A 21,286-nucleotide genomic window follows, 5' to 3' on the forward strand; every position below is an offset into this window, starting at 1 on the left:
GCGGCCTCGTGTGGTCGCGATGCTTCAAGCGTGAGGCGAGCGCCCGTCGTGGTCCGTCTCGCGCCGCCGCTCGCGTTCGTGCCTGCGTTCACGTCTTAGCATCGACGCGCGCAGCGATCTCAACATGCGCGTCCATCCTGAAGGCCGCGGATCCGCCAGCATGCTCAACGCGCGCGCATAGTCGAGCGTGAGTCCGGGCGTCCACGCCATTGTCTGGCCGCGTTTGCGCACCTGCGCGGCCACCCATAGCTCCGGCGTCGTCAGCATGCGCGCGAACGCGAGCCATCCATGCCCCCACACGCGCGGTGTCGCACCTTCGAGCGCCGCCTCCAGCGCGTGCGAAACCGTGCTCGAGCAGTTGCGGTGCGTGAGGTTATAGGTCGTGTCCTCGCGATAACGCTCCCAGAAACTTTCCAGCCGAAGGGGATCGTAGTTGCGAATGCGCACCTGGCGCGTGGATGGACACCACGCCTTCGACTCTGTCCCGTAGTCGGGCTGAAACAGACCCGGCACGTCGTTCTCGCGCGTCGCGCGCAGCGTGCGCGTGAATTCATCGGGAGAACGATCGATTTCCACGGCGGGATAGAGGCTGATGTACACGCGCTCGGGCGATTCGAGCGCAGCGTGACCCGTGGAAATCACGCCATCGCGATCGACGGCGGCAATATAGCGGTCGATGAGCGGCTGACGCCGCGGCTCGGCCCGCGAACTGCCCACCGGCGTCCACACGTGCACCGTGAGCGCGCGCTCGTGCGGCGCGGGCGGCCCGTCGAACACAGTCTGCGCGAGCCTGGGCGCGCGGCCTTTGGCCGAGTTCGCCGCGCCAACTGCGCTCGCCACGAGCGCCGCCGCGCCGCCCTGCGCGGCCGCCGGATTCACGGCGAGCCGACGCGCGCGCAAGGCGAGCAGCAGCAGGTTCCAGCCCGCGAACATCAGAATGAGCCCGAGGCAGTAGGGCACCGTGCCCTTGTAGTGGGTGGGATAAGGCTGGTAGAGAAAGATGGCGATGCCGATCTGCAGCGCGCCGCCCGCCACCGCGAGGCGCCACGTGCGATAGCGCACGACCCAGGCCGAGGCGATCTGCAGCAGGCCATCGGCGAGAAAGAGCGTCGCGAACACCATCGAAAGAATGAACGACGCGTGCCGGTAGCCCGAAAGCACGAGCGCCGCCGTGATACAGAAACCGAAGCCCTTCACGTAGCGCAGCGTGCGCTGGCCGCCCATGCCGGTCCATGCCACCGCGAGCGTGGCCAGACCCTCGATCAGCAGCAGCCACGCGAACGGCGCGATCGGGAAGAACAGCACGCCGTCCAGTGCGTCGACGAAGAGCGCCGCGCCCACGAGCGCGCTCGCTATGCCTGCCGCCATCACGCCGCGCCAGCGCTCGCGCAGATACTCCACGCCCAGCAGGATCATCATGAGCCGCACCATCGCCCGTCTCCGGCAGCCGCGTATGAAAACGCATCGTACTGCGGTGCGGCGAGGGATCGCCCCGAACGTGCGCGGCCAATGCGGCTTCGAGCGCCTGACTACGCGCCCAAAAAAACTGCGGGCCGCGACTTTCGTCGGCGGCCCGCAGTACGGGTTTCTGGCGGGCGGCTCGCGCCGCTTCGCTTCACCTGGGCGTCACGGCATCAGCCGAACAGCTTCATCGCCTGCGAGAGCGTGTTGGTCACGCCCCACACGAGCGGCACCAGCACGTAGAGCCAGAAGATCGCCATCAGCGCCTTGTTCGACGATTTCGGGGCGGCTTGAGTAGACATTGCGCGTTCCTCCTTATTTACCGGTGGCGAGTTGCGTCTCGCTCATGTGATGCTTCGCGTCCACGCGGCGCACGAGCAAATTGCAGATGAAGCCGATCACGAGCAGCGAAGCCATGATGTGCACGGTCATCGTGTACGCGTCGGCCTTCGCCACGCCGTGCGCGACCTGGTACGCACGCACGTAGTTCACGAGCACCGGGCCCGCCACGCCTGCTGCGGCCCACGCGGTGAGCAGACGGCCGTGAATGCCGCCGACGAACGCCGTACCGAACATGTCCGCGAGATACGCGGGCACGGTCGAGAAGCCGCCGCCGTACATCGAGAGAATCAGGCAGAACGCGAGCACGAAGAACACGATGTTGCCGCTCTGCGCGAACTGCGGCACCGCGTAATAGAGCACCGCGCCGAACACGAAGAAGATGAAGTAGGTGTTCTTGCGGCCCACCCAGTCGGAAGCCGAAGCCCACACGAAGCGCCCGCCCATGTTGAAGAGCGAGAGCAGGCCGACGAAGCCCGCCGCCGCGCCGGCGCTCACGGTGTCCTTGAAGCTTTCCTGGATCATGACCGAGGCCTGGCCCAGAATGCCGATGCCGGCCGTCACGTTGAGGAACAGCACGAGCCAGATCAGGTAGAACTGCGGTGTCTTGAGCGCCTGGTCGATGTGCACGTGCTGGTTCGACACGAGCTTCTTCGCCACGACGGGCGGCGTCCAGCCAGCCGGCTTCCAGTCCGGCGCGGGCACGCGGATGGTGATGGCGCCGATCGTCATCGAGATGAAGTACGCCACGCCGAGCACCACGAAGGTCTGGGCGACGCCCACGCTCGTGTCGCTCGCGAAATGCTTCATCAGCATGACGGACAGCGGCGCGGCGATCATCGCGCCGCCGCCGAAGCCCATGATCGCGAGGCCGGTTGCCATGCCGCGGCGGTCGGGGAACCAGCGGATCAGCGTCGAAACCGGCGAGACGTAGCCGAGCCCGAGGCCGATGCCGCCAATCACGCCGTAGCCGAGATAGAGCAGCGCGATCTGATGCAGGTACACGCCGAGCGCGGAAACGAGGAAACCGCCGCCAAAGCAGCACGCTGCGGTAAACATCGTGCGGCGCGGGCCCACACGTTCGAGCCACTTGCCGCCAAACGCGGCGGAAAGGCCGAGAAAGACGATGGCCAGCGAGAAAATCCAGCCAAGCGTGGTGAGCGACCAGTCATCGGACGCGGACTGCGTAATGCCGATCACCTTCGTGAGCGGCGCGTTGAACACGGAAAACGCGTAGGCCTGGCCGATGCACAAATGCACGGCCAGCGCGGCGGGCGGCACCATCCAGCGCGAAAAGCCCGGCGGGGCGATGGTCGCCTCTTTGGAAAAGAAAGGTGCGCTTTGCGCACCGCGCGTCGAATCTGCAACGCTGCTCATGGGATCTCCCGAGTCGACCAGAGGTTGAGCGCGCGGGGTGAGCGCTCGCTCTGGTCCCATCCAAAATGGCTGTTGGTAGGCGTGGTCTTTCGTGCTCTTTTTATGCGCAAACGCATAGAACACTTAATTGCCGCTTGACGGCTGCACGAACCTTAGTCCCCAACCGCCGCCTTGGCAATATGAGGTAAACATACATATGCCATACAACGGCCCGCGCGACGCCGCACTTCTTCGATTGTTGCGCGCGCAGCAAATCGGCGGCAGCGCCGTATGAAGCCACGGAGAACCATGCGAGCGGCCATTTCGTTGCGCGGCCCAGCATTTAGACTCAATGCTCGATACAGGGGCCCCTGCGGGCGGTGTGCGGGCCATCCGCTTGACAATCGGGTTACATGACTTTTAAGTGGCAGGAGTAGCGCCTATCCGCGACCCGCCACCTGCCGAGCCCCCCCATGCGCCTCGCTCTCGCTCTTTGCCTAGCCGTGCTCGGCCCCGCCACGGGAACCTTCGCCGCCGACCTGCGCCCGGGCGTGGCGCAGCTCACCCCGGTGCCCCTCGAAGCGGGCACGCTGAATCCGGCAGGCAGCGCCGCGCAGGCGCCCTACACCAACGAAGCGGAAACGCAGACCTTCACCGTCAATGCGGACGGCTCGTACACCAAGCTCGACTCGCTCACCCTGCGCGTGAACACGGAGGCCGGCATTGCGCGCGCGGGCCAGTATTACGTGTGGTTCAACCGCGAGATGGCCCACGTGGACGTGCTCGAAGCGTGGACCGAGGACGCCCAGGGCGGGCGTCACGACGTGCGCCCCGAGCAGATCCGCGACGTGCAGGAAGTGCGCTCGTTCGACGCCCCGATGTTCCAGGACGTCCAGGACAAGGTGATCGTGTTCCCGGCCGTGGAGCCGGGCGCGCGCGTGCATCTCACGTGGCGCAAGATCCAGCGCGTGCCGCTCGTGCCCGGCTGGTTCAGCGACTTCACGCCGCCCGACCTCGCGCCCACGCACAACTTCCGCGTGATCTACGACCTGCCCGCGAAAGTGCCGCTCTACGCCGACGCGCGCGGCTTCACCGTGCTGCCGCCCGCCACGGTGAACGGCCGCACGCGCTACGAGTACCGCTACGACAAGGCGAATTTCGAGCGCCTCGAATATGGCTCGGTCGCGTACGTGAGCTACGGCGACCGGCTGATGGTGTCCACCTTCCCCGACTACGCGGCCTTCGCGAAGGTCTATCGCGAGGCGGCGGCGGATCCAACCGTGCGCGACCCGGCCATCGTGCGCCTTGCGCAGACGCTCACGGCGCACGACGACACCCCGCGCGCGAGGGCGCAAACGCTCTACGACTGGGTGCGCCGCAACATCCGCTACGTGGCGATGAATATCGGACGCGGCGAGATCGTGCCGCACCGCGTAACCGACGTGCTTGCGAACCGCTATGGCGACTGCAAGGACCACGTCGCGCTCTACGGTGCGCTGCTCGGCGCGGTGGGCATCCGCAGCGTGCCGGCGCTCGTGAACAGCGGCACGGTCTACACGCTGCCGAGCGTACCCGGCTTCGGCGTGATCAATCACGTCATCACCTGGCTGCCCGATTTGCAGATGTTCGCGGATTCCACGGCGAGCAACATCGAGTTCGGCTATTTGCCGTCGACGGACATGGACCGCGAGGCCGTGCTCGCCGGCGACGGCACGCAGGTCCGCACGCCCGCCACGGCCACGACCACGCGCGAGAGCGATCTCGACATCACGGTCGCGCCCGACGGCTCGGCGCGCTTCATCTACCGCTTGCAGGCAGAGGGCTGGTCCGCCGAACAGACGCGCAGCGTGCTGCGCCTGCAAACGCCCGCGCAGCGCGAGGAGTCGCTGCAATGGGAGCTGCGCAACGCCAATCTGCGCGGCAGCGCCACGCTCGCCTCCAGCCCGCTCGACGCCACGGCGGGTCCGCTCGTGCTCACGCTCACGGGCACCTTCGACGGCTTCGTCGACCCGGAAATGACCACGCCCGTGCCCACGCTCACGAGCTTCGTGGGCGGCCTCGACGCGAATCTGCGCTACTGGCTCGGCGAATCGCGGCGCACGCAGCCCTTCGTGTGCCGCAACGTGGTCATGACCGAGCGCACGCGCATCGTGCTGCCGCCGGGCATGCGCGTGCTCGACGTGCCCATGCCGCAGCACGCCGACAACCGCTTCATCGATTTCAGTTCGCAGTACGCGCTCGACCCGCAGGCGAATGTGCTGCGCGTCACGCGCACCGGTCAAACGCATTTCGCGAGCGACGTATGCAGCGCCGACGATTTCGCGCAGATGCGCCCCGCGTTCGAGACGATGGCACGCGACCTGCGCGCGCAATTGATCGTCAAGCCGTCGGCCCAGGGCGCCGCGCCGGATAGTCCGGCGAGCGCGCAGTGAGCCGGCGCACGACGTTCACACGGGCCAGAGCGGCCCTTCCTGCATCGCGCCGATCTGCTCGCGCAGTTCGAGAATGCGCTCTTCCCAGTAGCGCTGCGTGTTGAACCACGGGAAGGCGGCCGGAAACGCGGGATCGTACCAGCGGCGCGCGAGCCAGGCCGAGTAGTGGATGAGACGCAGCGTGCGCAGCGCTTCGACGAGATGCAGCTCGCGCGGCTCGAAATCGCAGAAGTCCTCATAACCGGCGAGCAAATCCGCCATCGCACGCGAAGCGCCTGCGCGATCGCCGGGCAAAAGCAGCCACAAATCCTGGATAGCGGGACCCATGCGGCTGTCGTCGAAGTCCACGAAATGCGGGCCGGCGTCGGTCCAGAGCACGTTGCTCGGATGGCAGTCGCCGTGCAGGCGCAACGAGCGCGTTTCGCCTGCCCGCTCGAATGCCGCCTCCACGCCTTCGAGCGCGAGCGTCACCGCGGTCTGCCACGCCTCGCGCAGGTCCTCGGGCACGAAACCGTGTTCGAGCAGATACGTGCGCGGCTCGTAGCCGTAGGTTTGGATGTCGAGCGTGGGGCGTGCCTGGTACGGCTGGGTTGCGCCCACGGCGTGAATGCGGCCGATGAAACGGCCTAGCCATTCGAGCGTGTCGCTGCGGTCGAGATCAGGCGCGCGGCCGCCGCGCCGCTCGAACAGCGAGAAGCGAAACCCGTCGAACTCGTGCAGCGTGCGCCCTTCGAAGGCGAGCGCAGGCACGGCTGGAATCTCGCGCGCGGCGAGTTCGGCGACGAATGCGTGCTCTTCGAGGATCGCCTCGTCGCTCCAGCGCCCGGGGCGATAGAACTTGGCGATGAGCGGCGGGCCGTCTTCCACGCCCACCTGGTACACGCGGTTCTCGTAGCTGTTGAGCGCGAGCATGCGGCCATCCGTGCGGCGCCCGGCTGGGATCAGCACGCCATCGACGGCGTCGAGCACGCATTCGGGCGTGAGGCGCGCGTAGGGCGCGGCTTGCTGGTCGCCGGGACCGGAAGGCCCGCCCGGGACAGGAGAAGGATCGTAATTCATACCCGCAATTGTGCCTCTTGCGGGCAGTGCCGGCGAGCAATCGGTACGCACGGCAGACACGATGAACACAAACGCGGGGCACAACCCTGCGACGAGACGCAGCGCCTCGTCAACGTGTCACAGGGCCCAGGCTCAGTGGATCTGCGCGCCGGCGGGCATGACGTGCTCGCCCGTATCGATCAGATCTTCAAGAAAAAAGGGCTCGGTGTTGAGCTGCGCCGACGTGCCGGGCTCCCCGGCATACCACGTCACCATCGCCATGTCGCCGAGAATGCGCATCACGATGCCGCGTGCGCCCTGGGGCACGGCGATATGAACGGTACGGACGATAGAACCGATTTGCATGATGTTTCCCCGTTACCTCGCTACCTTCGCCGGCTCCCTCGAAGGAAGACCGGTCGGCATGCTGACAAAAAAACCGATGCGCACCATCGGTTGCGCGCGCATCCAAACCCGCCTCGGGCGACCCGCTCGCGCCGCGCGCCTAAGCACGGCCGGACCCTTGGCATCCCATTGTTGCTTGTTTGAGCGCGCGAGCAAAGCGAAAAAATAGGGGGGTGTATCAACGGCGGCGGGCTCACGGCGCCCTGTGCCGCCACAGCCCCGCCCCGCTTCGCTCACGCATCTTACGAAAACCTGACTGTAACAGATGGTAAACCCCATTCTTCGCGACCTTGCTAGGGCAGTCCCTGAAAAAGTACGCTGATGCAGGGTGACTGGCGCTATAGTCCTGTCCCAACCGTGCACCACAAAGGCCCCGCGCAGCACAGGCAAAGACCTCACGCGCGCCATAATAGCCGGCCACGATACCGATAACCTGAACGCTCGCCACCGCGGCCAGACCAGCCGCGCGAGCCAGACTCCGCCACCAGCGAAGGAACCCGTCGTTCCATGTGGATCGTTCGACTCGCGCTCAAGCGCCCGTACACGTTCGTCGTGCTCGCGTTGCTGCTTTTGATCGTCGGGCCGCTGACGATCCTGCGCACGCCCACGGACATCTTCCCGAACATCGACATTCCAGTGCTCTCGGTGATCTGGACCTACACGGGTCTGCCCGCCGACGAGATGGAAAAGCGCATCGTGCTCAACTACGAGCGCGGCCTTTCCGTGGCGGTGAACGATATCGAGCACACCGAATCGACGTCGCTGAACGGCATTGCGGTCGTGAAGATCTTCTTCCAGCCGCATGCCAATATCCAGGAAGCGCTCGCCGAAGTCACGGCGCTGTCACAGGCGCAGCTGCGCTCGCTGCCGCCCGGCATCCAGCCGCCGTTCATCCTGCGCTACAACGCCTCGACGGTGCCGATCCTGCGCCTGTCGCTTTCCTCGCCGCAGCTGACCGAGCAGGAGTTGTTCGACTACGGCAACAACTTCCTGAAGACGCAGCTCGCGACCGTGCCGGGCGCCTCCGCGCCGCTGCCCTATGGCGGCAAGCAGCGGCAGATCATGGTCGACATCAACCAGCGCGCGCTGCAGCAGCACAATCTCTCGCCCATGGACGTGGTGAACGCGATCAGCGCGCAGAACCTCATCCTGCCTTCGGGGACGGCCAAAATAGGCGCGACCGAATATTCGGTGACGATGAATGCAAGCCCCGACAGCTTAGCGGGCCTGAACGACATTCCCGTGAAAACCACGGCGAGCGGCACGATCTACATCCGCGACGTGGCGCACGTGCGCGACGGCTACGTGCCGCAAACCAATATCGTGCGCGTGGACGGCCAGCGCGCCTCGCTGCTCACCATCAACAAGAGCGGCAACACGTCCACGCTCGAGATCGTGGACCGCATCAAGGAGATGATGCCGACGCTGCGCAATCTCGTGCCGAGCTCGCTCAATATCGATCCGGTCGCCGACCAGTCGCTGTTCGTGCGCGCCTCCGTGCAGGGCGTGCTGCGCGAAGCGCTCATCGCGGCGGCCCTCACGGCGCTCATGATCCTGCTGTTCCTCGGCAACTGGCGCGCCACGCTCATCATCGCGATCTCGATTCCGCTTTCGATGATCACCTCGGTGATCGTGCTCGCGGCGCTCGGCGAGACCATCAACATCATGACGCTGGGCGGGCTCGCGCTCGCGGTCGGCATTCTGGTTGACGACGCAACGGTCGCGATCGAGAACATCAGCCAGCAACTGGAGCAAGGCAAGACGCTGGAACAGGCGATTCTCGACGGCGCGCATCAGATCGCGATTCCCACCCTCGTCTCCACGCTCTCCATCTGCATCGTGTTCGTGCCGATGTTCCTGCTCACGGGCGTGGCGCACTACCTCTTCATTCCGCTCGCGGAAGCCGTGGTGTTCGCGATGCTGGCGTCGTACTTCTTCTCGCGTACGCTCGTGCCCACGCTCGCGAAGTACCTGATGCGCCATCATCACAAGCCCGCCGACCTGCATCACCTGCATGGCACGACGCGCAATCCGTTCATGCGCGTGCACCTCGCGTTCGAGCGCGGCTTCGAGGGGCTGCGCGAGCGCTATCGCGGGTTTCTCACGGCGCGGGTGAAGCATCCCGTGTGGTTCGTCGTGGCGTTTCTCGCCTGCTGTGGCGCGTCGCTGCTGCTCATGCCGTTCCTCGGGCGCGACTTCTTTCCGCAGGTCGATGCGGGCACCATCGCGCTGCACGTGCGCGCGAAAACGGGCATGCGTGTCGAAGAAACCGCCGTGCTCGTCGACCGTATCGACAAGCGCGTGCGCACACTGATTCCGCCGGGCGAGCTGCATTCGATCATCGACAACATCGGCCTGCCGGTCTCGGGCATCAACCTCTCATACAGCAACACGGGCACCATCGGCACGTCCGACGCCGACGTGCTGATCTCGCTGAACGAGGACCATCACGCGACCGCCGGCTACGTGCGCCTCTTGCGGCGCACGCTCAACGACGAGTTTCCGGGCGTGCAGTTCGCCTTCCTGCCCGCCGACATCGTGAGCCAGACGCTGAACTTCGGCATGCCCTCGCCCATCGACGTGCAGATCGTGGGCCGCGACGTGGCCGGCAACCGCGCGTTCGCGGCGACGCTGCTCGCGCGGCTGCGCGGCGTGCCCGGATTCGCCGACGCGCGCATCCAGCAGCCCGCGGACCTGCCGCGCATCTTCATCGACGTGGACCGCACGCGCGCGCAGCAGGCGGGCTTCACGCAGAAGGACGTGGCAAGCGACCTGCTCATCACGCTCTCGGGCAGCCAGCAGACCACGCCCACGTTCTGGCTCAATCCGATCAACGGCGTGAGCTACAACGTCGTGACCGAAGCCCCGCAATACACGATCGATTCGCTGCAATCGCTCGCCAACATTCCGCTCACCGCGAACGGGCGCAGCAACATACTCGGCTCGCTCGCGAGCATGCAGCGCATATCGGGCGACGCGGTGGTCACGCACTACAACGCGCAAACCACCATCGACATTTACGGCACTGCGGACGGGCGCGACCTGGGCGCCGTTTCCGACGACATCGCGAAGATCATCGACCAGACGCGCAGCGAACTGCCGAAGACGTCGAGCATCAAGCTGCGCGGTCAGGTCCAGACGATGAACGATTCGTTCTCCGGACTGTTCGGCGGACTCATCTTCGCGATCGTGCTCGTGTATCTGCTGATCGTCGTGAACTTCCAGTCGTGGCTCGATCCGTTCATCATCATCACAGCGCTGCCGGGCGCGCTCGCGGGCATTGTCTGGATGCTGTTCCTCACGCACACCACGCTTTCCATTCCGGCGCTCACGGGCGCGATCATGTGTATCGGCATCGCCACGGCGAACTCCATTCTCGTCATCAGCTTTGCGCGCGAGCAGTTGCGCCTGCACGGCGACGCGGCGCGCGCCGCGATCGAAGCGGGCTACACGCGCTTTCGCCCGGTGCTCATGACCGCGCTCGCCATGGTGATCGGCATGGTGCCGATGGCCATCGGCCTTGGCGAAGGCGGCGAGCAGAACGCACCGCTCGGGCGCGCGGTGATCGGCGGCCTCGCGGTGGGCACGCTCGCCACGCTGATCTTCGTACCGGTGGTGTTCTCGCTCATCTACCGCAAGCTCGGCGAGCGCCGCCAGCGCGCCAGTGAAAACGTGGTGCCCAAATCATGAATACCCTGTCATGACGAATCATTCGCAAACGCCTTCGCCGCAAGAGCCGTCGCCTCATAAACCGCGGCGCTGGCCCTTCGTGCTCGCCGCGCTCATCGTGCTCGGCCTCGCGGCGCAGGGCATCTGGTCGCGCCACAGCGCGCACGCGGCGCTCGAACGCGAGGCAAAAACCGCGAGCACGCTATCCGTGCAGGTGGTCACGCCACAGCGCTCGACGCGCGCGCTCGACCTCGTGCTGCCCGGCAATGTGCAGGCCTTTCTCGATACGCCGATCTACGCGCGCACGAGCGGTTATCTGCGCAAGTGGTACTTCGACATCGGCGCGCACGTGAAGGCGGGCCAGCTGCTCGCCGAAATCGACGCGCCCGAAGTGGACGACCAGTTGCGCGCCGCGCGCGCCGATCTCGCCAATGCCGAAGCGAACTACGCGCTCGCGAAAACCACGGCCGACCGCTGGACGCAGATGCTGCAAACGCGCTCGGTGGCGAAACAGGACGCCGACGAGAAAGTCGGCGACATGCTCGCGAAAAAGGCCACGCTCGATTCCGCGCGCTTCAACGTTTCGCGGCTCTCGCAGCTGCAGTCGTACGAACGCGTGACGGCGCCCTTCGACGGCATCGTCACGGCGCGCAACGTGGACGTGGGCGCGCTCATCGACGCGGGCAACGGCGGCACCTCGCAAAAGGAGCTGTTCCATCTCGCACAGGCCGACCGCCTGCGCGTGTACGCGAACGTGCCGCAGGCTTACGCGCAGCAGATCCGCGTGCAGCAGCACGCGTACCTCACGCTCAACGAGGAGCAGGGCAAGCACTTTCCCGGCATCGTCGCGCGCACGGCGGGCGCGGTCGACGCGCAGCAGCGCACCATGCTGGTCGAAGTCGATGTGGACAACCGCAGCGGCGAACTGCTGCCCGGCGCCTACGCGCAGGTCCACTTCGCGCTCGACGGCTCGGCCACGCCGATCACGCTGCCCGGCAACGCCTTCCTGTTCCGCCCCGACGGCGTGAAGGTGGCGACCGTCGATGCGCAAGACCGCGTGAAGCTCGTGAAGGTCACGCTCGGCACCGACTTCGGCACGCGCGTCGCGGTGGCGGCGGGGCTCACGGGCGACGAGCGCGTGATCGTCAATCCGCAGGACGCGATCGTCGACGGCACGCCGGTGCGCCTCGTGCAGCCGCACGGCGAGCACGAGGCCGCTGCGGCGCATGGCGCGAGCGGTGCGGGCAGCAACGCGCAGGCGCAGGGCGAATGATGAAGCACGCGCGGATTCGGCTGTTCGCGTTGGCCATGCTTGCGGCGCTCGGCGGCTGCAAGGTAGGCCCCGACTACGTGCGCCCGACGATGCCCGTGGCCGCGACGTTCAAGGAACTCGAAGGCTCGGGCTGGACGCTTGCGCAGCCCGCTGATAGTGCGTCGCGCGGCGCGTGGTGGACGATCTACGAGGACGCCAGGCTCGACGCACTCGAAGTCCAGGTCGAAAGCGCGAACCAGAACGTGCAGGCCGCGCAGGCGCACTTTCGCGCGGCGCGCGCGAACGTCGCGCAGCAGCGCTCGAGCTATTTCCCGCTCGTGACGGCGAGCGGCGACTTTTCGCGCTACCGCACCTCGCAGAATCTCCTGTACACGTCGAAGGCCGGTCAAACGATCAACGACTACGCCGTGGGCATCGACGCCACCTGGGAGCCCGACATCTGGGGCCGCGTCGCGCGCAACGTCGAGGCCGCGAAAGCGAGTGCGCAGGCGAGCGCCGCCGACATGCAGGCCGTGCTGCTCTCCATGCAGGCCGAACTCGCGACCGACTACTTCGAGCTACGCGGCATCGACCGCGAACGGCAACTGCTCGACGACACGATCAAGGCCTACCGCGAATCGCTCGAACTCACGCAGAACCGCTACGCGGGCGGCATCGCCACCGACGCCGATGTGGGCCAGGCGCAAACGCAGCTGCAGACCACCGAGGCGCAGGCGATCGATCTCGGCGTGCAGCGCGCGCAGCTCGAGCATGCCATCGCGATTCTGATCGGACAGTCGCCTTCCACGTTCACGCTCGCTGCCGCGCCGAAGGAGGCCTACGTGGTGCGCGCGATCGCGAGCCCGCCGGGCGTGCCCTCGACGCTGCTCGAACGGCGCCCCGACATCGCGGCCGCCGAGCGCCGTGTGGCCGCCGCGAACGCGCAGGTGGGCGTGGCGACGGCGGCGTTCTTCCCGAGCCTCATGCTCGCGGTCACGGGCGGGCTGGAGGCGACCAACTTCAGCCAGTGGCTCGTCGCCCCCGCGCGCTTCTGGTCACTCGGGCCGACGCTCGCGGGCACGCTGATCGACTTCGGCGGACGCGAGGCGGTACGCAACGAAGCGCGCGCCCAGTATGACGAGAACATCGCGCAGTATCGCCAGACGGTGCTCGACGCCTTCGGCGAGGTCGAGGACAACCTCGCGGCGTTGCGCGTGCTCGAGCAGGAGGCGACGGCCCAGGACCGCGCGGTGGATGCCGCGCAGCGCACGCTCGTCACCATCAACAATCGCTATTTGAGCGGCGCGATCACGTATCTCGACGTGGTGGTCGCGCAAACCACGGCGCTCACCAACGAACGCCAGGCCGTGGCGATCTCGCGTCGGCGCATGGCGGCGAGCGTCGCGCTCGTGAAGGCGCTGGGCGGCGGCTGGAACGCGGCGGATTTGCCGAGCGATGCGGCGCTGGTCCACCCGGACGAGGCGCAAAAAGCGCAGCCCGCCAGCGGGCCGCAAGGCGCTTCGCCGAGCGCGGCTCGCAGCGCGCAGCCGGCCGCCTCGCGCGCTCCGGGCTAATCAGCCACGCAGTCGCATCAGGCACCCGGCCTGCGGCGCTCGACAACGCCATTTGCCCAACAGGCGTATCGTTGCGCCTTTGCAATATTGCTGGAGATCCTGTCGTGACTGCATCACTGGGCGCCCCGCGCACTTCCGCGCCCTCCGCCGTTCCGTACATCGAACGCGGTACCCCCGAATTCTGGCGCGCAAGCCTCGCGCTGCTGTTTGCCGGCTACGCCACCTTTTCGCTTCTCTACTGCGTGCAGCCGCTCCTGCCCGCGTTCTCCGAAACCTTCGGCGTGAGTCCGGCGCAGAGCAGCCTCTCGCTCTCGTTCACGACGGCCGCGCTCGCCATCGCGATCTTCGTCGCGGGCTTCGTCTCCGAAGGCTGGAGCCGGCGCGGCATGATGACCGCGTCGCTGTGCGCCTCGTCGCTGCTCACGCTCGCCACTGCCTTCGTGCCGCACTGGCACCAGCTGCTCGTGCTGCGCACACTCCAGGGCATCGCGCTCGGCGGCGTGCCCGCCGTGGCCATGGCCTGGCTCGCCGAGGAAATGCACCCGGACGGCCTCGGCCTCTCGATGGGCCTCTACGTGGGCGGCACGGCGATCGGCGGCATGGCCGGACGCGTGATCACGGGCATCGCCACCGACCTGTTCGGCTGGCGCGCGGCCGTGGCCGTGATCGGCGTGCTCGGGCTCGCCTCCATGTTCGCGTTCCGCTCGCTCCTGCCGCCCTCGCGCCACTTCGTGCCGAAGAGCGGCCTCGGTTTCGCGCATCACCGCGCGGCGCTGCTGCGCCATTTCGCGCGGCCGGGCCTGCCCATGCTGTTCGCCATGGGCTTCGTCCTGATGGGCAGCTTCGTCACGCTCTACAACTACATCGGCTACCGGTTGATCGCGGCGCCTTATCACATGAGCCAGGCGGCCATCGGCGCGATTTTCCTCGTCTACCTGACCGGCGTGGTCGCCTCGCCGTGGTCGGGCCGCATGGCCGACACGTTCGGGCGCGGCCGCGTGCTGATCGCCAGTCTCGCGCTGATGCTCACGGGCGTCGTGCTCACACTGTTCACGCCGCTCTCGGCGATTGCGGCGGGCATCGCCTGCCTGACCATCGGCTTCTTCGCGGGGCACGCGGTGGCGAGCGGCTGGGTCGGCCGGCTCGCGCGCGAAGCGAAGGGCCAGGCCGCCGCGCTTTACCTGCTCGCCTATTACCTCGGGTCGAGCGTGATGGGGTCGATCGGCGGACACTTCTGGGCCGGTGCAGGCTGGGGCGGCGTGGCCGGCCTCGTGATCGTGCTACTGGTCGTGGGGCTCGCGCTGGCGCTCACGTTGCGCGGGCGCGAGCGCGCCGGAGCGGCCTGAGCCCGCGAAGCCGCCCGCGCGGCATGCAACCTGCGCACTCGCGCCTTTGTGTGCTGCGTGCGACCGCGAATCGAAAGGCGTCCGTAATATTCAGACGACTCGCGATTTGCGGGTCGCGCGTATCGGACTGCAGCGCAACGCCGCCTCTGGCGGGCTTTTTCGGCGCGGCATCTGCTTCACGGGGAGCCTCGCGGCGCACACGCGCGCCGCCGTGCGCGCCGCCCTCACCTATACTCGATTTCAGGCCCGGGGCCGCAGCGCCATGCCATTGACATGGCGACGAGAACGACAACCACTGCGAGCCTTCGTCGCCCATACGATAAGGAGACGAGCATGGAAGGTTATTTCACGATCGGCGATTTCGTGATGATCATCCCGATGGCCCTCGCTGGCGCGCTCTTTCTTGGCGCCGTGCCGTGCGCGACGGAATTCAGACACAACACGCTGCGCGTGATCGGCGCGCTGATCGGCGTACTCGCGGCCGTTGCGCTCGTCGAGACACTACCGGCGCTGATGTAGCGGACGTTTGCCGTACGCTTCATACGCACGGCGTTCGTGATGCGCCGGCGCGCGAGGTGACGAAGCGACGAAGCGGCATCCTCGCGGCTCGAAGCGCCGCGGCTTGCGCGCACGCGCGCCACTCGCTCGCCCCTCCCTCTCAGCCGGAATCGACGCCCGGCTGCAAGCCCTTGAACTGACGCAACGCAGCAGCCAGATATCCCGTTCGCGCGGCAGCGCCTGCGGCCTCTTCGGCGTGCACGAGCGCGGGCAGCGCCGTCCACGGCAGCGTCGGATGCAGATGATGCTGGCGATGCAGATGATGATTCATCAGCAGCACGCCCAGCGCGCGCGGCACGCGAAAATCCCGCGCGCGTCCCGGTTCGTCGAGCGCGACGCCGTAGTGCGGCAGGTTGTCGGCAAGCGAGAGCCACAGTCCGCGCAGGTACAGCGCCGCGAGCAGCACGGGCCAGGCCTTGCCGTAGAGGGCGAACGAAGCCGCATAAAGGGCGAGCGACGCAAGCCAGTCGCGCCGCGCGCGGCGGCGCCTCACGGGATCGGCGGCGTGGTTCGCGAAGAGCCGCTGCACCTGCACGCCTTCGCGGCCATGCGTGCCCACGCCGCGCACAATGACGGCGCGCGCGAGCCGCACCGGCACAAACGCCAGAAGCGGCAGCAGCAATTCGGCGAGGTACAGGCCGCCCATCAGCCGCCCGTAGTACGCCACGCGCCGACGCCAGCGCGAGCCGCTCGCGTCGTGCGTGTCGTGCACATCGGGCCGGTCGAACGGCTCGCGCGTGAAGCGGTGATGCATCAGGTGTCCGAAACGCACGGCGTCGAACGGCATCGCCAGACCGATCGAGAGCGCGCGGGCGAGCCACTCGTTCACGCGCCGGTCGCGCGCCAGTTGTCCGTGTATGCCTTCGTGAATGAGGCCCCAGTGGATCGGCGTGGCAAGCACGACGGGCGCAAGCGTCGCCAGCAGCGCGAGCGTCGGTCCGCCCGCCGCGTCCAGCAAGAGCGGCAATCCGATGAGTTCGTAGCTAAGCGCCGTGAACGCGAACGCGATCAGCGCGGCGTTCATGCGGGCCGCCGTTGCGGGCTGGGGTGAGTGGGTTGGCCGCCTGGCGGGTTCAGCGCGGGTGGCGGACGGGGAAAGCGCTTCAGTTTCGGCGCTCAAGGACTCCATGGTGATTCCTCGCGGCAAAGGCTGCCGCGACGTTAGCAGGGCCACATGACAAAGCGAAGAACGGCGCGCCGTGCGGCCATGGCCGATCTGCGCCCGGGCGTTCGCGCATAAAAAAACCGCCTCGCGAGGAGACGGTTTTTGGCGCCGGGAAGCAGGCAAGCGTGACGCTCAGATGGGCTGATCGGTCGACGGCTTCTCCCACAGGTTCACGCCGCCCTCGGTCGCATAGCGGTCGATCTCTGCGAGTTCTTCCTTCGAAAACTCGAGGTTCTTCAGCGCGGCGACGTTCTCGCGCACCTGTTCCGCTCGGCTCGCGCCGATCAGCGCCGAGGTCACGCGGCCGCCGCGCAGCGTCCAGGCGATCGCCATCTGCGCGAGGCTCTGGCCGCGACGCAGCGCGAGGTCGTTGAGCTTGCGCACGTGCCCGATGTTCTGCTCGCTCAGGTGCTCGCTCTTGAGCGAGCCGCCGCCCGGACGGTTCACGCGCGCGTCTTCGGGCACGCCGTTCAGGTACTTGTTCGTGAGCACGCCCTGCGCGAGCGGCGTGAACGCAATGCTGCCCGTGCCCAGGTCCTCGAGCGTGTCGAGCAGTTCTTCCTCGACCCAGCGGTTGAGCATGTTGTAAGACGGCTGGTGAATGAGCAGCGGCACCTTGTACTCGGCGAGGAGCTTGGCCATTTCGCGCGTCTTCGCGGGCGAATACGACGAGATGCCGACATAGAGCGCCTTGCCCTGCTGCACGGCCGTGGCCAGCGCGCCCGCCGTCTCTTCGAGCGGCGTTTCCACGTCGAAGCGGTGCGAATAGAAGATGTCGACGTAGTCGAGGCCCATGCGCTGCAGGCTCTGGTCGAGGCTCGCGAGCACGTACTTGCGCGAGCCGCCGCCCTGGCCGTACGGACCCGGCCACATGTCCCAGCCGGCCTTCGACGAGATCAGGAGTTCGTCGCGGTACGGACGGAAATCGTCCTTGAAAATGCGGCCGAAGTTGGTTTCGGCGCTGCCGTACGGCGGGCCGTAGTTGTTCGCGAGGTCGAAGTGCGTGATGCCGAGATCGAACGCGGTGCGCAGGATATCGCGCTGGGTCGAGATCGGCGTGGTGTCGCCGAAGTTGTGCCACAGACCGAGCGACAGCGCGGGCAGCTTGAGCCCCGACTTGCCGCAAAAGCGGTACTGCATGTCCGAATAGCGTTCTGAGGCTGCTTCGTAAGCCATGGTCTGAATCCTCGGCGAAAACGGGAAGTGAGCGAAGGGATGGGTGCGACGCGCCGTGGGGCGCGCCGCTCGCGTGAGGCAGCTATGTTAGCCAATCCGCCCAAGCCGTGCAGATGCCCACTATGCGGGAAAGGCGATGGAGAGCGCGTGTCAGGCCGGTGGAAAACCCGCACCCTGGACGCGCCGCGGCCACTCGCCTACACTGCGGCGTCCATCCTTTGCGAGAGGTTGTTCATGGCCAAAGCGATTTCGATCGCGCTCATCGCCTGTGGCGTCGTCCTGTTGTACTTCGGCGGCCAGTCGCTCCATTCGTTCGCGAACGACATGTCGCGTCTGTTCACCGGCGCGCCCACCGACCGCACGATCCTCCTGATTGGGGGCGGCATCGCCGCGACGCTCGCGGGCATCACCGGGCTCGCGATGTCGGGGCGCCGGCGCTAGGCGCAAGCACGGCGGCGTCGGCTCAGAACTTCACCTCGGGCTTCGACGCCGAGCGCGTGCCCGGCAGCGGCACGTTGCTCGCGCCGTGATAGGTGTACACGAGCGAAAACTTCACCTGATCGCTCTGGTTTTGCCCCGCCGAATGCAGCGTGTTGCAGTGGAAGAAGACCACATCGCCGGCGGCGAGCGTCGGGGCGATGGCGCGATCGATCCACACCTTGTTCTCGGGCAGGTCGGCGCGGAAGAATTTCGCGGGGTCGAACTTGTCCGAAGTGAACGGCGCGTCGTGCGAGCCCGGCACGAACCACAGGCCGCCGTTTTCCATCTTCTCCGGCCCGAGCGCGAGCCACACCGACACGAGGTCGTCGCGCTCGAACGACCAGTAGCGCACGTCGCGGTGCCAGCCCGTCAGGCTGCCGAAGTGCGGGTGCTTCGTCATCATGCAGTTGTGATGCGCGCACGACAGCACCGGCTCCTCGCCGAAATACAGCTCCATCCACCCCGCGATTTCCGGCGACGTGGCCCACTCGCGATACAGCGCGTGGCGCGAATAGGCGTCGAGCAGGCGCCGCACCGTATGGCCGCCAGGGGCATCCTTCGATTCGGGCGCGCCGGGGTAGCGCAGATCGGCTTCGAATTCGAGCGGCGCGGCGGCCGCCTGCAACTGCTCCTGCGCAACCCGCTTGATCGCCTCGCAGCGCTCGGGCGAGACGAGCCCCGGCACGACCACGAAGCCGCGCTCGCGCAGCGCCTGCACCTGTTCTTTCTTTGAATGGACTGACATGGGACTTCCGTATGCGATCTCGATGCGAGCAAGGGCCGCAGCCCTGGTCGCTTCGTTAAGCGACCAGGGCTGAGGCGTCGGCGCGCGCCGACTCATCGATTGTAAAGCGTGCCGGCACGACGGGAAGGACCACGCGCTCACACGAGGTGGCTCCATGCGCGCCGCAAATCGAGCTGCACGCGAATGGCGCGCGCGCACCGCGATGAGGACAAAGGGCGGGATCGTGTGCATCAAAGACGCGCAGGGCCGGGTATTAACCGACTTTCTGCCGTCATGAATCGCGTGTAGCCTGCCGTGATGTTGTTTTACGTCGCCGAATTCTCATCGCACGCTCGGATCGCCGTGAACGCCTTGCCACCCAAGGCGCTCCAACAGAAGAATCCGTCGCGTCGCGTCTTACGCCGCGCCATGCGGCCTGTCTCCCGTCCACCCAGATCGTGACGCCCTGGAAGACAGGCACGTTTGCTGCTCGATGCAAAGCGTCGCGCAAGGCGCACCTCGAACCCGATTGCTCAACCGCCATGCATACCCTCTTCGATACTCAACGCATGACCCACGCCGCCCACACAGCCCTGAAAGCGGCACGCCCCGCCCGCCGTCACCTGGTGCGCGCACTGCGACACCACGCCGCCCGCACCCGCGCGCTCACGCAACAAGTGCGCGAAGTGAAGCCCGTCGACAATATGCGCAGCTGGTTCCACTCGTTCTTCGCCGTGCTGCGCATGCGCTCGGGCACGCGTCATTTCTCGCTGCGCACGCTGCTCTATCGCCCGAATGCGCCGCTGCGCACGCTGGCCGCGCCTTCCACGGTTCATGTGGCGCGCAGCACGCGCAAGCCGCGCCGGATGGCCGCGAGCAGCGCGGGCTGGTTCGGCTTCGCGATGCGCTGAGCCCGCGCGCGACCCACGCCGCGCGATCCGCAGAAAACAAAAAACCCCGCACGGGCTTGCGCCCTGCGGGGTTTTTCTTCGCTCGAGCCGGCGCGAGGCCGGCTTTTGCGAACGCTTACGCGACGGCTGCGCTCACCGGCTCCGTGCCGGCGGCTTCGGCCAGAGTCAGCGCCTTGTCGGTCGCTTCCCACGAGAATTCCGGCTCTTCGCGGCCGAAGTGGCCGTAAGCGGCGGTCTTTTCGTAGATCGGACGCAGCAGGTCGAGCATCTGGATGATGCCCTTCGGACGCAGGTCGAAGTGTTCGCGCACGAGCTTCGTGATGGTCGCGTCCGACACCTTGCCGGTGCCGAACGTGTTGACCATGACCGAGGTCGGCTCAGCCACGCCGATTGCGTACGACACCTGGATCAGGCAGCGCGACGCGAGGCCGGCGGCCACGATGTTCTTCGCGACGTAGCGGCCAGCATAGGCTGCCGAGCGGTCCACCTTCGACGGATCCTTGCCCGAGAACGCACCGCCGCCGTGCGGGGCTGCGCCGCCGTAGGTATCGACGATGATCTTGCGGCCCGTGAGACCGCAATCGCCCTGCGGGCCGCCGATCACGAAGCGACCGGTCGGGTTCACGAGGAACTTGATGTCGCCCTTGATCAGCTCGGCCGGCAGCACCGGCTTGATGACCTCTTCGATCACGGCTTCGCGCAGCGTGCCGAGGTCGATGTCCGGCGAATGCTGCGTGGAGAGCACGACGGTGTCGATGGCGTGCGGCCTGCCGTCGACGTAGCGGATCGTGACCTGCGACTTCGCGTCCGGACGCAGCCAGGGCAGACGGCCGTCGCGGCGCAGGTTCGACTGGCGCTCGACCAGACGGTGCGACAGGTGGATCGGCAGCGGCATCAGCTCGGGCGTTTCGTCGCACGCATAACCGAACATCAGGCCCTGGTCGCCGGCGCCCTGGTCGAGGTTGTTGTCGTGCGCGCGGTCCACGCCCTGGGCGATGTCCGGCGACTGCTTGTCGTAGGCGACGAGCACCGCGCAGCCGCGGTAGTCGATGCCGTAGTCGGTGTTGTCGTAGCCGATGCGCTTGATGGTGTCGCGCGCGACCTGGATGTAGTCGACGTTGGCCGTCGTGGTGATTTCACCGGCGAGCACGACGAGACCCGTGTTGCAGAGCGTTTCCGCTGCAACGCGCGAGTACTTGTCCTGCGTGAGGATGGCGTCGAGGATCGCGTCCGAGATCTGGTCGGCGACCTTGTCCGGATGGCCTTCCGAAACGGATTCGGAAGTGAAGAAATAGTCGTTTGCCACGTGTCAGGCTCCTTATAGCTGGTGACGGTTGAGTTCACGTAGCCAGCTTCGGGAGCTTTGAAGCGGCGACGCTTTAGCGGAATTGCTGCCCAGT

General features: G+C 66.8%; 17 protein-coding genes. 8 read left to right on the top strand and 9 right to left on the bottom strand.

Annotation, left to right across the window (positions count from 1 at the left end; translation table 11 throughout):
* Nucleotides 1-24: 24 nt before the first annotated feature.
* The 3 genes from A3CW_RS45685 to A3CW_RS0108480 all read right to left on the bottom strand — a co-directional run bounded on the left by A3CW_RS45685 (nt 25) and on the right by A3CW_RS0108480 (nt 3,177).
* Nucleotides 25-1,431: an HdeD family acid-resistance protein gene (locus A3CW_RS45685; protein ID WP_035512614.1), complete on the bottom strand. Its 1,407-nt coding sequence runs from the start codon at nt 1,429-1,431 to the stop codon at nt 25-27.
* A 203-nt stretch (nt 1,432-1,634) separates the two neighbouring features.
* A complete protein-coding gene (locus A3CW_RS0108475; protein ID WP_028203171.1) occupies nt 1,635-1,763 on the bottom strand; it encodes an MFS transporter small subunit in 129 nt (42 codons plus the stop codon).
* A gap of 13 nt (nt 1,764-1,776) precedes the next feature.
* Nucleotides 1,777-3,177 carry an L-lactate MFS transporter gene (locus tag A3CW_RS0108480; RefSeq protein ID WP_028203172.1) on the bottom strand — a complete coding sequence of 467 codons (1,401 nt, stop codon included), beginning with the start codon at nt 3,175-3,177 and terminating at the stop codon, nt 1,777-1,779.
* A gap of 452 nt (nt 3,178-3,629) precedes the next feature.
* Between A3CW_RS0108480 and A3CW_RS45690 the strand changes: the two genes are divergently transcribed.
* The gene (locus tag A3CW_RS45690; RefSeq protein ID WP_051481327.1) at nt 3,630-5,588 is read left to right on the top strand and encodes a DUF3857 domain-containing transglutaminase family protein; all 1,959 of its coding nucleotides are present in this window, start codon (nt 3,630-3,632) and stop codon (nt 5,586-5,588) included.
* A 15-nt stretch (nt 5,589-5,603) separates the two neighbouring features.
* Here A3CW_RS45690 and A3CW_RS0108490 read toward each other — a convergent pair whose 3' ends face one another.
* Nucleotides 5,604-6,656: a serine/threonine protein kinase gene (locus A3CW_RS0108490; protein WP_028203173.1), complete on the bottom strand. Its 1,053-nt coding sequence runs from the start codon at nt 6,654-6,656 to the stop codon at nt 5,604-5,606.
* A 123-nt stretch (nt 6,657-6,779) separates the two neighbouring features.
* Nucleotides 6,780-6,992 (bottom strand): hypothetical protein, encoded by a 213-nt coding sequence (locus A3CW_RS0108495; RefSeq protein ID WP_028203174.1) that lies wholly within the window; start codon nt 6,990-6,992, stop codon nt 6,780-6,782.
* A gap of 546 nt (nt 6,993-7,538) precedes the next feature.
* Here A3CW_RS0108495 and A3CW_RS0108500 point away from each other — a divergent pair.
* The 5 genes from A3CW_RS0108500 to A3CW_RS0108520 all read left to right on the top strand — a co-directional run bounded on the left by A3CW_RS0108500 (nt 7,539) and on the right by A3CW_RS0108520 (nt 15,391).
* Nucleotides 7,539-10,721: an efflux RND transporter permease subunit gene (locus tag A3CW_RS0108500; RefSeq protein WP_028203175.1), complete on the top strand. Its 3,183-nt coding sequence runs from the start codon at nt 7,539-7,541 to the stop codon at nt 10,719-10,721.
* A gap of 10 nt (nt 10,722-10,731) precedes the next feature.
* Nucleotides 10,732-11,973, top strand: a complete 1,242-nt coding sequence (locus tag A3CW_RS45695) for an efflux RND transporter periplasmic adaptor subunit (protein ID WP_051481328.1) — start codon at nt 10,732-10,734, stop codon at nt 11,971-11,973.
* A complete protein-coding gene (locus tag A3CW_RS45700) occupies nt 11,973-13,526 on the top strand; it encodes an efflux transporter outer membrane subunit (protein ID WP_051481348.1) in 1,554 nt (517 codons plus the stop codon). Before A3CW_RS45695 ends, A3CW_RS45700 begins: the two co-directional genes overlap by 1 nt.
* A 104-nt stretch (nt 13,527-13,630) precedes the next feature.
* Nucleotides 13,631-14,872, top strand: a complete 1,242-nt coding sequence (locus A3CW_RS0108515; RefSeq protein ID WP_245623567.1) for an MFS transporter — start codon at nt 13,631-13,633, stop codon at nt 14,870-14,872.
* Between the two features lie 333 nt (nt 14,873-15,205).
* Nucleotides 15,206-15,391 (top strand): hypothetical protein, encoded by a 186-nt coding sequence (locus A3CW_RS0108520; RefSeq protein WP_028203177.1) that lies wholly within the window; start codon nt 15,206-15,208, stop codon nt 15,389-15,391.
* 139 nt (nt 15,392-15,530) lie between these two features.
* Here A3CW_RS0108520 and A3CW_RS45705 read toward each other — a convergent pair whose 3' ends face one another.
* Entirely contained in the window at nt 15,531-16,454 is a 924-nt protein-coding gene (locus A3CW_RS45705; RefSeq protein WP_063750819.1) for a fatty acid desaturase, read from the bottom strand.
* A gap of 273 nt (nt 16,455-16,727) precedes the next feature.
* Nucleotides 16,728-17,771 (bottom strand): L-glyceraldehyde 3-phosphate reductase, encoded by a 1,044-nt coding sequence (mgrA, locus tag A3CW_RS0108530; protein WP_028203178.1) that lies wholly within the window; start codon nt 17,769-17,771, stop codon nt 16,728-16,730.
* A 234-nt stretch (nt 17,772-18,005) separates the two neighbouring features.
* Here mgrA and A3CW_RS0108535 point away from each other — a divergent pair, with 234 nt between their 5' ends.
* Complete coding sequence (locus tag A3CW_RS0108535) at nt 18,006-18,212, top strand: DUF3185 family protein (protein WP_028203179.1); 207 nt, start codon at nt 18,006-18,008, stop codon at nt 18,210-18,212.
* A 22-nt stretch (nt 18,213-18,234) separates the two neighbouring features.
* On the opposite strand, the gene A3CW_RS0108540 is transcribed toward A3CW_RS0108535, so the two are convergent.
* Nucleotides 18,235-18,996, bottom strand: coding sequence for a phytanoyl-CoA dioxygenase family protein (locus tag A3CW_RS0108540; RefSeq protein ID WP_028203180.1), 762 nt, complete (start codon nt 18,994-18,996; stop codon nt 18,235-18,237).
* 521 nt (nt 18,997-19,517) lie between these two features.
* Between A3CW_RS0108540 and A3CW_RS0108545 the strand changes: the two genes are divergently transcribed.
* A complete protein-coding gene (locus A3CW_RS0108545; RefSeq protein WP_028203181.1) occupies nt 19,518-19,886 on the top strand; it encodes a hypothetical protein in 369 nt (122 codons plus the stop codon).
* Between the two features lie 115 nt (nt 19,887-20,001).
* On the opposite strand, the gene metK is transcribed toward A3CW_RS0108545, so the two are convergent.
* On the bottom strand, nt 20,002-21,192 hold the full coding sequence (metK, locus tag A3CW_RS0108550; RefSeq protein ID WP_028203182.1) for a methionine adenosyltransferase: 1,191 nt from the start codon (nt 21,190-21,192) through the stop codon (nt 20,002-20,004).
* Nucleotides 21,193-21,286: the final 94 nt, after the last annotated feature.

Origin of the sequence: Paraburkholderia nodosa DSM 21604, assembly GCF_000519185.1 — a bacterium.
Taxonomy (GTDB): Bacteria; Pseudomonadota; Gammaproteobacteria; order Burkholderiales; family Burkholderiaceae; genus Paraburkholderia; species Paraburkholderia nodosa.

Excerpts from the sequence above, each read along its gene's own strand:
- A3CW_RS45685 (WP_035512614.1), bottom strand. The coding sequence starts at position 1,431 with ATGGTGCGGCTCATGATGATCCTGCTGGGCGTGGAGTATCTGCGCGAG.
- A3CW_RS0108475 (WP_028203171.1), bottom strand. The coding sequence starts at position 1,763 with ATGTCTACTCAAGCCGCCCCGAAATCGTCGAACAAGGCGCTGATGGCG.
- A3CW_RS0108480 (WP_028203172.1), bottom strand. The coding sequence starts at position 3,177 with ATGAGCAGCGTTGCAGATTCGACGCGCGGTGCGCAAAGCGCACCTTTC.
- A3CW_RS45690 (WP_051481327.1), top strand. The coding sequence starts at position 3,630 with ATGCGCCTCGCTCTCGCTCTTTGCCTAGCCGTGCTCGGCCCCGCCACG.
- A3CW_RS0108495 (WP_028203174.1), bottom strand. The coding sequence starts at position 6,992 with ATGCAAATCGGTTCTATCGTCCGTACCGTTCATATCGCCGTGCCCCAG.
- A3CW_RS0108500 (WP_028203175.1), top strand. The coding sequence starts at position 7,539 with ATGTGGATCGTTCGACTCGCGCTCAAGCGCCCGTACACGTTCGTCGTG.
- A3CW_RS45695 (WP_051481328.1), top strand. The coding sequence starts at position 10,732 with ATGACGAATCATTCGCAAACGCCTTCGCCGCAAGAGCCGTCGCCTCAT.
- A3CW_RS45700 (WP_051481348.1), top strand. The coding sequence starts at position 11,973 with ATGAAGCACGCGCGGATTCGGCTGTTCGCGTTGGCCATGCTTGCGGCG.
- A3CW_RS0108520 (WP_028203177.1), top strand. The coding sequence starts at position 15,206 with ATGGAAGGTTATTTCACGATCGGCGATTTCGTGATGATCATCCCGATG.
- A3CW_RS45705 (WP_063750819.1), bottom strand. The coding sequence starts at position 16,454 with ATGAACGCCGCGCTGATCGCGTTCGCGTTCACGGCGCTTAGCTACGAA.
- mgrA (WP_028203178.1), bottom strand. The coding sequence starts at position 17,771 with ATGGCTTACGAAGCAGCCTCAGAACGCTATTCGGACATGCAGTACCGC.
- A3CW_RS0108535 (WP_028203179.1), top strand. The coding sequence starts at position 18,006 with ATGGCCAAAGCGATTTCGATCGCGCTCATCGCCTGTGGCGTCGTCCTG.
- A3CW_RS0108540 (WP_028203180.1), bottom strand. The coding sequence starts at position 18,996 with ATGTCAGTCCATTCAAAGAAAGAACAGGTGCAGGCGCTGCGCGAGCGC.
- A3CW_RS0108545 (WP_028203181.1), top strand. The coding sequence starts at position 19,518 with ATGCATACCCTCTTCGATACTCAACGCATGACCCACGCCGCCCACACA.